Origin of the sequence: Billgrantia aerodenitrificans (genome assembly GCF_021404405.1) — a bacterium.
Taxonomy (GTDB): domain Bacteria; phylum Pseudomonadota; class Gammaproteobacteria; order Pseudomonadales; family Halomonadaceae; genus Halomonas; species Halomonas aerodenitrificans.
The window spans coordinates 33,882-48,536 of the sequence record NZ_JABFTV010000007.1 but is presented as its reverse complement, the minus strand read 5'-3'; the positions used below and the strand labels follow the sequence as shown (position 1 = coordinate 48,536).

17 protein-coding genes are annotated in these 14,655 nt (G+C 62.7%); 8 read left to right on the top strand and 9 right to left on the bottom strand.

Annotation, left to right across the window (positions count from 1 at the left end):
* Positions 1-5: 5 nt before the first annotated feature.
* The gene (locus HOP59_RS14000; RefSeq protein ID WP_234254348.1) at positions 6-305 is read right to left on the bottom strand and encodes a YciI family protein; all 300 of its coding nucleotides are present in this window, start codon (positions 303-305) and stop codon (positions 6-8) included.
* Between the two features lie 16 nt (positions 306-321).
* Entirely contained in the window at positions 322-624 is a 303-nt protein-coding gene (locus tag HOP59_RS13995; RefSeq protein WP_234254347.1) for a TM2 domain-containing protein, read from the bottom strand.
* Positions 625-946: 322 nt separating this feature from the next.
* Between HOP59_RS13995 and HOP59_RS13990 the strand changes: the two genes are divergently transcribed.
* On the top strand, positions 947-2,572 hold the full coding sequence (locus HOP59_RS13990; RefSeq protein ID WP_234254346.1) for an ABC-F family ATP-binding cassette domain-containing protein: 1,626 nt from the start codon (positions 947-949) through the stop codon (positions 2,570-2,572).
* Positions 2,573-2,660: 88 nt separating this feature from the next.
* Here HOP59_RS13990 and HOP59_RS13985 read toward each other — a convergent pair whose 3' ends face one another.
* The 4 genes from HOP59_RS13985 to HOP59_RS13970 form a co-directional block, all read right to left on the bottom strand.
* Positions 2,661-3,674, bottom strand: coding sequence for a sensor domain-containing diguanylate cyclase (locus HOP59_RS13985; RefSeq protein ID WP_234254345.1), 1,014 nt, complete (start codon positions 3,672-3,674; stop codon positions 2,661-2,663).
* A gap of 81 nt (positions 3,675-3,755) precedes the next feature.
* Positions 3,756-4,994 (bottom strand): virginiamycin B lyase family protein, encoded by a 1,239-nt coding sequence (locus tag HOP59_RS13980; RefSeq protein ID WP_234254344.1) that lies wholly within the window; start codon positions 4,992-4,994, stop codon positions 3,756-3,758.
* Between the two features lie 88 nt (positions 4,995-5,082).
* Positions 5,083-5,487, bottom strand: a complete 405-nt coding sequence (locus tag HOP59_RS13975) for a GFA family protein (protein WP_234254343.1) — start codon at positions 5,485-5,487, stop codon at positions 5,083-5,085.
* A 100-nt stretch (positions 5,488-5,587) separates the two neighbouring features.
* A complete protein-coding gene (locus tag HOP59_RS13970; protein ID WP_234254342.1) occupies positions 5,588-6,127 on the bottom strand; it encodes a superoxide dismutase family protein in 540 nt (179 codons plus the stop codon).
* 180 nt (positions 6,128-6,307) lie between these two features.
* Between HOP59_RS13970 and hmuQ the strand changes: the two genes are divergently transcribed.
* Both hmuQ and HOP59_RS13960 read left to right on the top strand, forming a co-directional pair.
* Complete coding sequence (gene hmuQ / locus HOP59_RS13965; protein ID WP_010626761.1) at positions 6,308-6,640, top strand: heme-degrading protein HmuQ; 333 nt, start codon at positions 6,308-6,310, stop codon at positions 6,638-6,640.
* Positions 6,641-6,667: 27 nt separating this feature from the next.
* On the top strand, positions 6,668-7,324 hold the full coding sequence (locus HOP59_RS13960) for a 5'-methylthioadenosine/S-adenosylhomocysteine nucleosidase (protein ID WP_234254341.1): 657 nt from the start codon (positions 6,668-6,670) through the stop codon (positions 7,322-7,324).
* A gap of 209 nt (positions 7,325-7,533) precedes the next feature.
* Here HOP59_RS13960 and HOP59_RS13955 read toward each other — a convergent pair whose 3' ends face one another.
* The 3 genes from HOP59_RS13955 to HOP59_RS13945 form a co-directional block, all read right to left on the bottom strand.
* On the bottom strand, positions 7,534-8,706 hold the full coding sequence (locus HOP59_RS13955) for a Fic family protein (RefSeq protein ID WP_234254340.1): 1,173 nt from the start codon (positions 8,704-8,706) through the stop codon (positions 7,534-7,536).
* Positions 8,707-8,820: 114 nt separating this feature from the next.
* Entirely contained in the window at positions 8,821-9,255 is a 435-nt protein-coding gene (gene trxC / locus HOP59_RS13950) for a thioredoxin TrxC (protein ID WP_234254339.1), read from the bottom strand.
* A 181-nt stretch (positions 9,256-9,436) separates the two neighbouring features.
* Positions 9,437-10,456 carry an Acg family FMN-binding oxidoreductase gene (locus HOP59_RS13945; RefSeq protein WP_234254338.1) on the bottom strand — a complete coding sequence of 340 codons (1,020 nt, stop codon included), beginning with the start codon at positions 10,454-10,456 and terminating at the stop codon, positions 9,437-9,439.
* A 151-nt stretch (positions 10,457-10,607) separates the two neighbouring features.
* Here HOP59_RS13945 and HOP59_RS13940 point away from each other — a divergent pair, with 151 nt between their 5' ends.
* The 5 genes from HOP59_RS13940 (at position 10,608) to HOP59_RS13920 (ending at position 14,636) form a co-directional block, all read left to right on the top strand.
* The gene (locus HOP59_RS13940) at positions 10,608-10,946 is read left to right on the top strand and encodes a helix-turn-helix domain-containing protein (protein WP_234254337.1); all 339 of its coding nucleotides are present in this window, start codon (positions 10,608-10,610) and stop codon (positions 10,944-10,946) included.
* On the top strand, positions 10,936-12,186 hold the full coding sequence (locus HOP59_RS13935) for a type II toxin-antitoxin system HipA family toxin (protein WP_234254336.1): 1,251 nt from the start codon (positions 10,936-10,938) through the stop codon (positions 12,184-12,186). Before HOP59_RS13940 ends, HOP59_RS13935 begins: the two co-directional genes overlap by 11 nt.
* 156 nt (positions 12,187-12,342) lie before the next feature.
* The gene (locus tag HOP59_RS13930; RefSeq protein ID WP_010626754.1) at positions 12,343-12,678 is read left to right on the top strand and encodes a hypothetical protein; all 336 of its coding nucleotides are present in this window, start codon (positions 12,343-12,345) and stop codon (positions 12,676-12,678) included.
* Between the two features lie 210 nt (positions 12,679-12,888).
* The gene (locus tag HOP59_RS13925) at positions 12,889-13,455 is read left to right on the top strand and encodes a TetR/AcrR family transcriptional regulator (RefSeq protein ID WP_234254335.1); all 567 of its coding nucleotides are present in this window, start codon (positions 12,889-12,891) and stop codon (positions 13,453-13,455) included.
* Positions 13,452-14,636 carry an MFS transporter gene (locus HOP59_RS13920; protein ID WP_234254334.1) on the top strand — a complete coding sequence of 395 codons (1,185 nt, stop codon included), beginning with the start codon at positions 13,452-13,454 and terminating at the stop codon, positions 14,634-14,636. The genes HOP59_RS13925 and HOP59_RS13920 overlap by 4 nt, the downstream gene beginning before the upstream one ends.
* The last annotated feature ends 19 nt before the right edge of the window (positions 14,637-14,655 follow it).

Below are 14,655 nucleotides of genomic sequence, written 5' to 3'. Positions count from 1 at the left end.
GGTAATTACCCATGCGGATCGAACAACCGCACCTCGCGAATATCGACGTGCTCCCAAACACGGCCAATCATATAAGGCTCGGTTGCAAGCCAGGCATCGAAGGCCTGCCGATCTGCAAACTGGAAGTGGGCATTCGAGCCGATCATCTTGCCTTCTTCATTCAGTATCGCTCCGCCACTGAGGAAACTCCCCTGCTTGGCGAGCTGGCGAAGGCCATCCAAATGCGCTTCGCGATTGGCCAAGCGACGATCCAGCGCCTCGGTGTCAGTGTAGTCGTAGGCTAAAACAGCATACTGCTTCGTCATGTTGCTTCCCTTTTGCTCACTTGAACCAATCTTGTTCGAACCGGCCGTTCTGCAGCCTGTACATCGACAGCCCGTACTTCAGCTCATTTCCCGATCCGTCTTTCACGAACCCCTTCTGCTTCCCCAGCGAATGGAAGAAAGCATCCATCAGCAAGAGCGCGCCATCGATGAACCACCAGAGGAGGAAGCCCCCGAGAGTCACCGCTTTGAGAATGCCTGTTTTCCATTTTCCCAAATAGAATCTATCGACCCCAAAGAAGCCCAGGAACATGGCAAGTACCAGGGCGATGATCCTGTTCTTTTGCTTGATCTCTATCACTTAGTGTCCTTACTCGGTTGTGCTGCTTCCTTACAAAGGAGCAATGAGCGGAGCAGTTTAGCACCGCTTCACTCAGCTGATTCAACGGGGGCATCGCGGGTGCTGTAGGGCGAGGCAGCGTACCTGTTGCATCGGCGCCTTCTTTAAGGTGTTTTTACTTCTACCTGGTTTTCGGGCAGAGGACGGATGCAGTATAGTCGGAGGTCCATCCCTTCAATATGAGGTGTTCGTCCAATGCGCCATTGATGCCGCCGTTGTTATGACGGCCAGTCTCCACCGGCCCCTATCGCAGGGGGAGTGCTTGGCATCGCAGGACTAGCGCATGACGAATATCCATCTCGTACTTCAAGATGTTTCTTACGCTTTGCCCGACGGCAGAGTGCTTTTCTCCGGCCTTCACGAGCAGTTCGACATGCGCTCGACGGGGCTGGTTGGCCGCAATGGCGTGGGCAAGACCTTGCTGGCACGCATCCTGGCCGGATTGTTACCGCCCACCTCCGGGCACTGTCGGCGCTCCGGCAGCGTGCATTACCTGGCCCAGCAAGTGGTTCATCCTGATGATGCAACAGTGGCAACGCTGGCGGGGGTTAAGCATACCCTGGATGCGCTGGCGCGCATCGAGGCGGGCAGTACGGCAACGGAGGATTTCGATGCCGTAGGCGACGACTGGGACTTACCGTCGCGCCTGCGCCTAGAACTGGAGTCCAGTGGCTTGGGCCACCTTGACGCCGAAACACCGGCCAGCGTACTCAGCGGCGGCGAGGCGATGCGGGTTTCCCTGATAGGCGCCATGCTGTCGAACGCCGACTTCCTGATCCTCGATGAGCCAAGCAACCATCTCGACCGGCCGAGTCGGCGGGTGCTGATCGAACAGCTGCAACGCTGGCCACGCGGGCTGATCGTGGTCAGTCACGATAGGCAGCTACTGGACGCCATGCAGCGCATCGTGGAGCTCTCTGCTCTCGGGCTGCAAAGCTACGGGGGCAATTACGCCTTCTATGCCGAGGCCAAGGCACACGAGCGACAGAGTGCTCTGGAAACGCTGGCCGAGCGTAAGCGCGAACGCCAGCGTGAAGCACAGGCGATGCGCAAGCAGCTGGAACGTCAGCAGCGGCGCCAGGCACGCGGTTATCGGCAAGGCAAGGAGGCCAATCAAGCCAAGGTGCTGCTGGATGGGCAGAAAGAGCGCAGCGAAGCGTCCTCGGGTGCACTACGCCGGAACCAGTCGGCCCGTTTTGACCAGCTCAACCAGGGCGTGAAAGATGCCGCGCAGCACGTCGAAGAGGAGGCGCTCATCGCCCTGCATGACCTCCCCGTTGCGCAGCCAGCAAAACGTCGCGTGGTCGATCTGGATGGCGTGGAACTGCCTTACGTCGCACAAGCCACCCGCGCTATCAGCCTGATGGTGAGCGGCCAGCAGCGCGTGGGTGTCATCGGCCCCAACGGCTGTGGAAAGTCCACCTTGTTGCGCGTGATGGCAGGCAGGGTTACGCCCTTGGCCGGTGTTTGCAAGGTGACGCCCGAGCGCGCCTATCTGGACCAGCAGCTGGAGAACCTGGATCCGGCAAAGACGGTGCTCGAGCAGTTACGCTCGGCCAACCGCACGGCGACCGAGGCGGACCTGCGCATGCGCTTGGCGCAGCTCGGGATCGATGCGCAGAAAATTGCGACGCCCAGTGGATCACTGAGTGGGGGGGAACGGTTGAAGGCAGCCCTCGCTTGCCTGCTCTACGCCGACACGCCACCGCAGCTGCTGTTACTCGATGAGCCGAACAACCATCTGGATTTGCCCTCGGCACAGGCCCTGGAAGCCATGCTGCGCAGCTACCAGGGCGCATTGATCGTGGTGTCGCATGATGACGTCTTTCTGGATAACCTCGGCCTGACCGATCGCTTGCTCGCTACTGGACAGGGCTGGAGGTTGGAGCCACTCCGGTCAACCGGTTGACTCTCATACCCCACCCTGGCCGGTGTCTTCGAAGAGCCAATGGCAAGGTAGGCACCTTGGTCATGAGTCTGACGGTGAGCGAATTCGTTTAACCGGACACTTTTCGATGATACTCCCGCTTGGCGGCGAGTAGCTGCTGGTCAGCGCGGGCGGCGAGGCTTTCCAGGCTGTCATCGCGGCGCAGAGTGGCAATCCCCACGCTGATCGAGATGGCGGTCAGCGCAAGTGTTTGCTGCTGCAGGCGCTCGGCGGTGGCGCAGGCGTCTTCGCTGTTGCTCTCGGGTAGCAGGATCAAGAATTCATCGCCGCCGAAGCGGCCCAGCAGGTCGTTTGCGCGCAAGGCGCTCTGCAGGCTCGCGGCAACGCGTTTGAGCGCGGCATCCCCAGCGCCATGGCCTTGGGTGTCATTGACCTGCTTGAAGGCATCGAGGTCAATCATCAATACGCTGAGCGAAGTGCCATAGCGCCATGCACGTTCAATTTCGCGCTGGCCCAGGGTCTCGATATGTCGTCGGTTGTAGCAACCGGTCAGGAAGTCGCGGGTGGCCATCTCCTCGAGCTGGCCGTTGAGCAGCCTGAGCTCGCGGTTGGCGTGTTGCAATTCAGCGGTACGTTGCTCCACGCGCGCTTCCAGCGCCTGGTTGTGCCGCTCCAGCGCATCCCGGGCCTGGTGCAGTTCGGTCACGTCCTGAGAGATGCCGAAAAGATGAGTGACGCGCTGCGGGTCGTCGTCAGCATTGTGCAGCGGCACGATCAGCGTCAGCCAGTAGCCGTACTGCTCGTTGCCATCCTCATCGAAGAAGGCGGCATGCTCTTGATAGCGCATCGGCTTGTTCCGCGCCACGCATTCACGGTAGCGCGCATAAATCGACTCAGCCGTAGCAGCGGGCAGGAATGCCGCCAGCGGCTGGCCCAGGCACTCACGGCCAATGGTATCGATCTGCGCCGGGTTGGCGGCCTCGAGCGTGAAGTGGCCGTCCTCTTCCACACGTACCAGGAACATGTTCTCGGGGAAGTGATTCCACAACTCGCGAATCAGCGGATGCCCCATGAGAGCATCGTGAAAGGATTGCTGCATCTGCTGAGGAGGTTCGACTGTCATGCGATCACCCGCGGCGAGGTTTACGCTACCTTTACAGTAACCACCAAGCCTGGCAAGTGTCGCCAGCCTGCACGGAGCAGCCTATTGCGGGTCTCTGCCTTCTACGGTCACCCTGCCAATGTGGTTGGTGCCGCTCTGATGGATCAGCAGCGCTTCGCCGTCGAGGGTGGTGCGCATGTGGCGCAAGATACCGGCATGTACCGGGCCTGAGGGGATCGGCCAGCTCTGGAAGGTTTCCGCTTCAGGATCGAAGCGCACCAGCATGTCCGGCCGCACGCCGCTTTCGTTGTACCACACCGCTCCGTCGAACATGGCGATGGCGTAGGGGTGGGAGTCCGGGCCGCTGGGCGAGTCCCACTCCTGGATATCGCCGCTGTCGGGGTCGTAACGCCCCAGCCGGCCCAGCCCGGAATTGACCCACCAGATGATGCCGTCTTCGTCGATATCGAGTCGGCGTACCGTGGTGCCGGCCTCGGGCAAGGTGATCTCGCTCACTTCCATCGATTCGGGTTCGACGCGCAGCAGGCAGTTCGCCCCATTGCAGGAGGCCCAGACCGTGCCATCCGCGGCGATCTTCAGCCCATAGGGCCGCGAGCCTTCACGCGGACTGGTGGCCAATTGCACGTCTCCAGTTTCCGGGTCCAGCCGGCCGATCATGTTGCTCTGCTGCAGGGTGAACCAGAGGGTGCCGTTCTCGGTGAACTCGGCGGTGTGTGGATCGCGAGCGGCCTCGTCGGGCATGGGATATTCGGTGATCTCACCGGTTTGCGGGTCGAATCGCCCCATGGTGGCGTTGCGGTTGCCGGTGTACCAAGCTGCGCCGTCGGGGCCGATGTTGACCGAGTGGGGCCTTGCGCCCGAGGGCAGCTCGAACTCCTCCATCTCGCCCGTTTCGGGGTCGAGTCGGCCGAGGATGTCCAGCCACTGCCCTACCCACCAGATGCTGCCGTCCGGCGCTTCGACCGGGTCGCGAGAGCGCTGCCCCAGCGTGGGCACCTTCCACTCTTCGAACTGGATGCTCAGCGGGCCATCGGCGGGCGTTGCGGCCCGATTATCGCTGGGCGGGAAGTGCTCGGCGAGATAGCCGAGGATCTCTTCCTGCCGCTCGGGGGCGTCCGACAGGTCGATCATGGTGGAGACGAGGAAGTCCCACTCCTCATGGGTGTACCCTGAGCTGCGCTCGATCAGGTTGACGCCGTGACAGGCAGCGCAGACGGCTTCGACCGTCTCCCGACCTTCCCCTGCCGGCAGCGCGAGGGCGGCGTAGGGGTGGTACAGCACGGCTGCCAGGAAAACGGAACCAAGCGTTCTGCGAGCCATGTCGTTGTTCTCGGTGGTGACAAAGTCCTCTGAGCGTAGCCAATAACCCAGGGCAACCCAACAGACGACGCCAGGCTATCGGGGTGGATCAAGGCTTCGGCGCGGCTTGCGGGAACCTAGGCAGCGCGTCTGCGAGATCGAACCACTCAGCCTTTGACGAGACCCAGGCGTGGTAGCGTTTGCTGGGCGATACAGGAGTATCCAGGGTGCCGAGGCGCAGCCGCTTGGCCTCGGGCAGGTCGTCACGGGCGCTGTAGAGCGGGCTACCGCACTCGCTGCAGAACACCCGTACCTTGCCCGGCGTGGCGCGATACTCCTTGAGGTATGCCGCGCCCTGGGTGATGCAAAACTCGGCCGAGCGGATCGGCGCCACGGCGACGAAGGCCGAACCCTGGGCCTTCTGGCACTGCTTACAGTGGCACATGGAGACTTCATCGATCTCGCCGCGGTACTCGTATTTCACTTTCCCGCACAGGCAGCTTCCCTTGTGCATTGGTATCTTTTCCTGTGTGGCGTTTTTCGGATGCCGGCCCTGGCCGTTGGCTGCCTGGGCGAGGCCATGGCCAAGGCCGGTTGGTGCGCTACCGCTGCAATCAGTCTGCCTGCACGACCCCGCAGGCGACCCGGTCGCCGGCGCCGCCGATGGGCTGGCTCATGTGATCATCGGGGTTTTCATGGATGACCAGCGCGGTGCCTTCTTCACCGAGCATGTTCCCCCCGATACTACCATCGAGGCTTGCCCGTTCATTGAACATCTCTACCTGCGCGCTACCGTCGCTGTGGACGTAGAAGTTGGGCAGGTCTCCGGCATCCGGGCCGTCTGGATTGAGGAAGCCATGCGCTGAGTCGTCAGGATTCAGGTGGCCGCCAGAGGCGTGGAACCCTTCATCGTGATCTTCGCAGGTACCGACGCTGTGGATATGAATGGCCTTCCACCCCTCATCCAGGCCATCGATGCTGAAATTGATCAGCACTCCGACCGGGCCCTGCTTGATCGTGCCCTCCCCGACCACCTCACCGTCGTTATCGATGAATTCAACGCTGGCCGTCGGGCCGTTGCCCTCGTCGGCCATGCTTGTCAGGGAAAAGAGACCGAGAGTCAGGCCCAACAGCATTGAATGTCCTTTTTTCATCCACTCCTCCAGATAACGTTAACGACCTTTGTTGGCCTACCCCAGCATAGTACGGGGTGGCATCGATCACGACCGGGGGCCACCGGCTTCTCGGCTGGCCTTTTCCGGCCTTGCCCCCTGTCGGCGTCGGTGTCATCGTCTTTCGGTGACCATCAGCCGCTGACCACAAGGAGCATTATCGTGTTCATCGCCATGAACCGTTTTCGGGTCAATCCCGAGCGAGTGAAGGAGTTCGAGCAGATCTGGCTGGAGCGGGAGACCCACCTGCAGGGCCTGCCCGGCTTCGTCGAGTTCCATATGCTGCGCGGCCCCGAGAAGGAGGACCACGTGCTATACGCCTCGCACACCATCTGGCGCTCGCGGGAGGACTTCGAGGCCTGGACGCACTCCGAGGCGTTCCGCAAGGCCCACGCCAACGCCGGCCAGAGCAAGCGCGAGGGGCTCTATCTGGGTCCGCCGAACTTCGAAGGGTTCGAGGTCATTCAGACGGTCGGCAACGCTAGCGATGCCTGAGGCCACGAGACGGATGAGGACTGGAGCATGAGCGCGGCGCAGCGCACACCGCCGGCGCTGACGACACTGGGCGGCCGCCAGGTGCTGTTCGCCATGGCTGCCGAGGCCGAATATGGCCCGCATCTCAAGCAGCGCTTTACCCCGACCATGACCGGCGTTGGCCCGGTGGAGGCAGCGGTGGAGCTCACTGCGGCCTTGGCCGCTCTCGCTCAGCAGGGGCGCCTGCCGGATCTGGTGGTATCGCTGGGCTCGGCGGGCAGCCGGATGCTGGAGCAGACCGAGATCTATCAGGCCACTTCCGTCGCCTACCGCGACATGGACGCTTCACCGCTGGGCTTCGAGAAAGGCACCACGCCCTTCCTTGACCTGCCGGCGATCATTCCCCTGCCGCTGCGTATTCCCGGCATTCGTGAAGCCACGCTTTCTACCGGCGCCAATATCGTCTCGGGCGAAGCCTATGCCGCCATCGCCGCCGAGATGGTGGACATGGAGAGCTACGCCTGCCTGCGCGCCTGCACCCGCTTCAAGGTGCCGCTGATCGTGTTGCGCGGCATCTCGGATGGCAAGGCGGAGCTGCACCACGTGAATGACTGGACGGAGTATCTGCACGTCATCGACGAGAAGCTGGCCGCCGCCGTGGACCGGCTTGGCGAGGCGCTCGCCGAGGGGTTGTTGGATCGCTGACGCGGCTTTGTACGAAAACTGTCTGCGCTCGCCCATACGGCGTTAAAAATCGGCTCAAAGTACTCATTTACACCCCGTAAACTCCGTCTTTTCGCCGATTTTTGCCTTGCGACCTACAAGGATGTGGGAAGTGCGTTGGCCCGTAGGGAACGGGCCTAGCCCTGGCCATCGCTCGCCGACTTTTCTTACAAAGCCTAGAGGTGGCTGGATCAGGGAGTGTCCGAGGCGGCTTCGCCACCTTCTGGGCCGGAGCCCACCACGCGGTAGCGCGTGCTGCGCCCGCCCCCCGGCAGTTTCTCCAGGCAGCCCTTGGCCAGCAGGTCGGAAAGATGGCGGGTGGCAGTGGCCTTACTGACCTTGGCGACCTTCTGATACTGGGCAGCGCTGATGCCACCCTCGAAGCCTCGCTCTCCGCCATCCAGCAACCGATTGAGTACCTTGGTCTGCTCCGGCAACAGACCGGCTTCGGCGAATCGCTGCCAGAAGCGGCTCTTGGCCAAGGTGCGCTCGATGCCGGCGAGAGCATCTTCCAGGGTTTGCAGCAGGATATCGAGAAACCAGGTCAGCCAATCGCTGAGATCCGTCGTGCCACGCTGGCTGCTTTCGAGCACTTGGTAATAGTCCTGACGCTCGGCCAGGATCGCGGCGGACATGGTGTAGAGTCGAATGCTTTGTCGGTCGGCCTGGGCCAAGGCCCGGTCGGCAATGGCGCGGGCCAGGCGGCCATTACCGTCCTCGAAGGGATGCAGGGTAACGAACCAGAAGTGGGCAATACCGGCACGCAGTAGAGGGTCCAGGGTCGGGTCGTGGCGGCTCGTGTCAAACCACGCCAGGAAGGCAGCCATTTCGTCCTCCAGCACCTGGCGAGGTGGTGCTTCGAAGTGCACCTTGGGCTTGTCGAGACGGCCGGAGACGACCTGCATCGGCTCCTCGCCCCGCCATTCCCCTACCCGCAGCCTGACCAGCGATGTCTCGGCATCGGGAAAAAGCCAGCGATGCCACTGGAAGAGCCGCTCGCGGGTAAGGGTCGTGTCCGGCGAGCCGATGGCATCCATCATCATGTCGGCCAGGCCTTCCGAACGCGATGAAACAACCGCTGCTCCATCATCGACGCCGAGGCGTCGCGCCAGGGAGGAACGTACCGAGGCGGCATTCAGGCGCTCTCCTTCGATGGCCGAGGAGGTAATGATGTTCTGCAGCAGCGTATCCAGCATTACTGCCGGATCGTTGTCGGCCGGCAGGGAACCTACCCTGCCCAGCAGCATCCCGAGAGACCGCCAAGTTTCCTGAAGGCGAGGCTGGATCACGGCGGCCCGCCAGTGGAAAGCGGGCCAGTCGGGTTGCTGCCAGATCCAGAGTGGCGTCGTGCTTGAAGCGTTCATGGCGGTACCCTGTATGACTGGTGAGCCGAATAACTAATTATTCGGCTCACTATATGAGCCGAATTGTCGTCTCATTCGGCTCAAGGGTCAACCAAGCCCCATTGTTGGTCTGGCTTAGACGAGATGCGACTCCAGCCAGCGCTTAAGCTGTGAGCTCTGCATCAGCCCGGCCTGGCGGGCGATCTCATGCCCCTCCTTGAACACGATAAGCGTGGGAATGCTGCGAATGCCGAAGCGCCCGGCCAGAGCCTGCTCCGCCTCGGTGTCGAGCTTGGCGAAGCGGATGCGCGGCTCCAGCTCGGCGGCGGTCTGAGCGAAGACAGGCGCCATCATCTTGCAGGGGCCGCACCAGCCGGCCCAGAAGTCCACCACCACCGGCAGCTCGCTGCGCTCGATCAGCGCCGCGTAGTTGGCGCTGGTGAGCTCCAACGGCGCCCCGCTGAACATTGGCTGCTTGCACTTACCACAGCGCGAGGCGGCCAGGCGCGCCGTGGCCACGCGGTTGATGGCCAGGCAGTGAGGGCAGGCCAGATGCAGAGAATCGGACATGGCTGGGCTCCGGGGTAGAGAGGGCTGACGAGGATATGGTGGCAGCCGGGCTGGAAGTAAAGCCAAGCAAATTCTTGCCGACATGTTCTGGTGAGCCGAATAGCGGAATTATTCGGCTCACTCCACGAGCCGAATAGACGAGCGATTCGGCTCGCAGGCAAAGCGAGGTCTGTTTGCGGGGTTATGGGATAAGGACCGCCTCCACCGGCCTGCGCAGAGAGCGCGGCATCGCCTTGCCCCGGCCGAACCGCACCACCAGGTTGGGGCGCCCACCGACGATACCCAGGGCCTCGGAGAACGCCAGGCGTATGCTCGTCTCTTCGACCGGCTGGTTGATGAAGGCGTTGCAGATACCGAGTGCCGTCGCCTGCAGGGCGAAACGCTGATAGCAGCGCCCGGCGTCCACCCAGTGCGCCTTGTCGTCGGCTTGCGAGATGAACACGGCAATACCGGCGGAGCTGCGCACCTGACGGGCCACCTTGGCGTTTTCGACGCCTTGTCGAAACAGGGCGCGGAATAGCCATCTGCCGAGCCAGCGCGGGGTCGGCGGGCTTCCCATCGCACGCGCAAACAGCCCATCCCCGGCTTCGAGGGCCTCGCGCTCGCCGAAGCGGATCCAGGCCTCTAGCTCCTCTCGGAATGCCCGGTTTGCGATCTGCAAGCTGTTGGCCTGAAGCACAAAGGCCAGCACCTGCTCTATCGCCGGTCGTTCGGTCAGCAGGCTGATGGATACCTCTTTTCCGGTTCCGGCGCCCTGGAGGAGGTAGAGCTCCTGGTCGGTAACGGGCAAGCCGTCGTAGTCGGTGCGGGTGCACTGGCGTGCCGGAATGGCCTCGAACAGTGGGGAGCGCTCCGGTGGGCAGGGTGCCAGCGCCACGCGTACTTCTCCGTCGCCTTCCGCATGAAACGTAACCTCGCCCTGCATGCCGAACGCCCGTGCCGCCAGACTCAGGTTCTCGGCGGCGCAGCCCAGCGAAACGTAGAGGTGGTGATCGTCCGGATCGACCACCGGGGTGCGCCGGGTTAGATCCGGCAGGATGGTGATGGCCTCATCCGCGACTCTGAAGCGCCAGCACTGGGTGTTGTGCCCGGAAGGCGCCAGGGTGGCATAACGAATGAGTTCCTTGAGCCGAGCGACATGATCGGTCGCTTGCCCATCGCCATGGCGCCACAGACTCGCCACTACCTGTTCGTAGTTCATCGACCGCCCCCTGCTCCACCCACCCTGACGAAGCTCCTCTGCTTGCCTCAGTTTAGCGGGTGCGGATCCAGGTAGCGCTTGGTCAGTGCCCAGAAACCAGAACCGACATTAAAATATCGCTAAAGCTCCTAACCGATACTATAGTGTCGATATGAAAACGAGACATGTGACTCTCAGCCCCCATGCTGCCCTCTCACTGCGCCTGTTCGCCGGGCTGATCGAAGAGGGGCGCCTACACAAGGGTTGGACCCGAGACGAACTCGCCGAGCGAGTGGGCGTCGGCGTAGTCACGATTCGCCAGATCGCCAAAGGCTCTCCCCGGGTGGCCATCGGCACCTACTTCGAAGCGGCTGCGTTGGTAGGCGTATCGCTATTCACCGACGACACGGACACCCTGAAACGCGAGTCCGCTACCCAGTTGGAACGGCTGGCGCTGCTTCCCAAACGCGCCCGCCGTCAGCAGTACGAGCCCCTCGACGATGACTTCTAGCCAACGTGCCTATGTTTGGGTGTGGCTGCCTAATCAGCCCCTCCCGGTGGCTGCCGGCCTCCTTGAACGCGACGATCAGGATCGCTACCGTTTCGCCTACGGTCGGCGCTATCTTGACCGAGAGGATGCCATCAGCCTTTTTCCCCGTGAGCTTCCCCTGCGCCGCGGCAACCAGGAACAGGTCAGCGGCACACTGCCCTCCTGCCTACGAGATGCGTCCCCAGACGCTTGGGGGCGCCGTGTCATCATCAACCGGCTGACAGGAATGACAGGCGCGGGAGCCGATCAGGCCGATTTCAATGAGATGGTTTATCTACTCGAATCGGGGTCCGACCGAATCGGCGCCCTCGATTTTCAGCTCACGCCCACCGAGTACAAGCCACGCGAGCACCAAGATGCCACCCTGGCGGAGCTGCAGACGGCTTCTGAATACGTGGAGGCAGGGGAGCCGCTACCTCCCGCTCTCGATCAAGCCATTCAGCACGGCAGCAGCATCGGCGGCGCTCGCCCCAAGGCCCTGCTGAATGACCAAGATCGCAAGTTGGTGGCGAAGTTCTCTTCCAGCACTGATCTCTATAGTGTGGTGAAAGCCGAATTCGTTGCCATGCGACTTGCCAGTCTCGCGGGGCTCGACGTGGCTCCCGTCGAGATGACCTGCTCGCTGGGGAAGGACGTGCTGTTGATAGAACGCTTCGACCGGATGAAAACTGCTAACGGTTGGACACGAAGGATCGTGCTATCGGCACTCACGCTGCTGGGCTTGGATGAAATGACCGCTCGCTATGCCAGCTATGAGGACCTGGGCCATCTCATACGTGCGGAATTCGACCAGCCGGGTGCAACCCTCCAGGAGCTTTTCGGACGCATCGTCTTCAACGTGCTGTGCGGCAATACCGACGACCATGCTCGCAACCATGCCGCCTTCTGGGATGGTGAAATCTATCGATTGACGCCAGCCTATGACATTTGCCCCCAATCACGAACCGGTGGAGAAGCCACTCAAGCGATGCTGCTACATGGCCAGGAACGACGCAGCCAGCTTGTCCATTGCCTGAGGGCCGCGGAGCAACTCGGCCTGACCCAAATGCAGGCAAAAGAGATCATCGGCCATCAGCTCGCCACGATTCGGGCGCAGTGGGACAGCGTGTGTGATGAGGCCGGCTTGAGCCCGGTCGACCGCGCCTTCCTCTGGGGCAGGCAGTTTCTCAATCCTTTCGCGCTGGAGGGGTATTCGGAGTGAGACGGGCCTCACTCCGGGCGGCTTCGCCGTAGTCGTCCGGGTGCGCACGGATGGCTTACATTTTTTCCATTGAGCCCGCCGCCTTGGCTCAGGCAGGATGGGGAGAGGGAAGCAGGTTGGTAGATACAAGCAACGGCATACCGCTGGAGGAGCCACATGCAACCGCTGAGCTATTACTACTACAACGTGCTGGAAGGTCTCGAAAAGCCGTGCGACGTGCCGGCGACTCAACTGCAGGAGGGCTACGATATCCTGTATCGACACGGCGGGCGCATCGAAATGGACCTGATGCGCAAGGCCGAGGATAGCAATGCCCAGGGGCAGCCCTACCACTGGTATGAGGCTCTCGACGAAGAACAGCAGGCGAAACTGCACAAGGCCCTGGATAACGAAGACCCCGCCAAGATCCTCAAGATCATTCAGCGCAACGGCTATGCTGGCGTTCTCTACCACCATGCCTGGCATCACTTCCGGGAGTCGGGAGCCGCCTAAGGTCCGACAAGGATCACACCAGCACGTTGGGCAAGTCATGCCGACTGCTTGTAAGCAAGTCTTGACGTGAAGGGCCGCTTTCCCAGGAGAGCGGCCCTTCTACTTAGCGTTTGACACTTCCCACTCCTCTGGTTTTAGATATGGCCATTATTAGATAGATCGGTCTATATAAACCCAATCTATGCAGATTGAATACAGGAGCGCCACCGAATGCCCGCCTCCAAGCGCGACCATCTGCTCGCCACGGCCGAGCGTCTCTTCTATGAGCAGGGCTTTCATGCCACCGGCATCGACCGCATCGTGGCGGCGGCCGGGGTGGTACGCATGACGCTCTACAACCACTTCTCCTCCAAGGAGGCGCTGGTCGCGGCGGTGCTGCAGACGCGCCATGCGCGCTTCATCGCCAGCCTCGATGCGGCCACCGCCGTCGCCCCGCCCGGCCAAGCGACACGAGCTCTGGTCGAGGCTCATGGCCGTTGGCTGGAGCACAGCAGCCAGCAGGGCTGCATCATGGTCAAGGCGATGGGTGAGTTTGCCGAGCACAGCGCCGAGGTCCATGCGCTGGCGATCTCCGCCAAGCGTGACCTGCTGGCACGCATCGAAGCCACTGTGGCACGCGATGGCCTGGATCATCACGCCAACCTGGCGCGACGCCTCTTCATGGTGCTGGAGGGCAGCAACACGGCGGTGGTGCTTTTAGGCATGCAGCCGGCTCTGGCCGACACCCGAGCGGTGGTCGATGCCCTGCTCAACGCGGCTCGGAGCGTGAGCTCATGAGGACCCTTTCCGCTCTTGGCATGGCGGCCCTCGGCAGCGGGGTCATCGCCATCACCTACGGGCTGGCCCGCTTCGTATTCGGTCTGTTCCTGCCTGCGATGCGCGACGAGCTGACGATCTCTTCGAGCATGGCGGGCGTGATCGGTGCTCTGCCGTTCCTGAGCTTCGTCTTTGCCATCCTCGCCGCCCCCTGGGTGACACAGCGCCTCGGGGTTCGCCGTGCCGGCGTTGCGGCGGCCGCCTTGGCCGGGGGCGGGCTGATGACGATTGCCCTGGCACCCTCCTCGTTGCTGCTTGCGGTCGGCGTGCTGATCTGCGGTATCAGTACCGGCCTTTCCTCACCGGCGATGGCGGAAGCGGTGTCGCGGGTGGTGCCAGGGAGGCTGCGTGGGCGGGTCAACGCCACCATCAATGCGGGCACCAGCGTGGGCATCGCGCTGGCCATGCCCGCAGTGCTGATCTGGGCGGAGGCCTGGCGTAGCGCCTATATCGGCTTCGCCGCCTTGGCAGCCATGGGCGCACTGGCGGCCTACCTTTTCCTGCCCCGGGACGACCGCCCTGTCCCGTCATCGCTGCCTTCCCTCGCGGCCCTGCCGGTGAGCCGAGAGCAGTGGCACGCCATCACTCGGCTGAGCGGCCTGGCCGCCGGCATGGGGTGCGTGAGTGCGGCTTACTGGGTGTTTGCTCCCGATGCGGCGATCGCCGCCGGTGGATTGGGGCCGAGCCAGACCGCCTGGATGTGGCTGGCAGTCGGCCTCGGCGGACTGACAGGTGGCGGCGCCGGCGATCTCATTGCGCGATTCGGGGCGGTGTTCAGCCATGCCGCTGGTTTGGTGGCGCTCTCCGCCGGTCTGGTTCTGCTGGCCCTCGCCCCCAGCCATTTCCCTCTCGCCCTTGCTTCTGCGGCCCTGTTCGGCGCCGGGTACATGACTCTTACCGGGTTCTATCTGGTCAGGGGAATCGAGATCATGGAAGAAGCGCCCGCCTTCGGCCCGGTGCTGCCACTGCTCGCCACCTCGGTCGGCCAGGTCGCCGGCTCCCCGCTGGCCGGCTGGCTGGTCGGAGCCGAAGGCCATGGAACCACCTTCCTGCTCTTCGCCACTCTGGGGCTGGCCGTCGCCGGGCTGGGTGCGTGGCTGCTGAAGGAGAGAGTCGCTGTCGACGTACGTGCGCCGGGGTAGCGAGTCGTTGAGCCCAGGC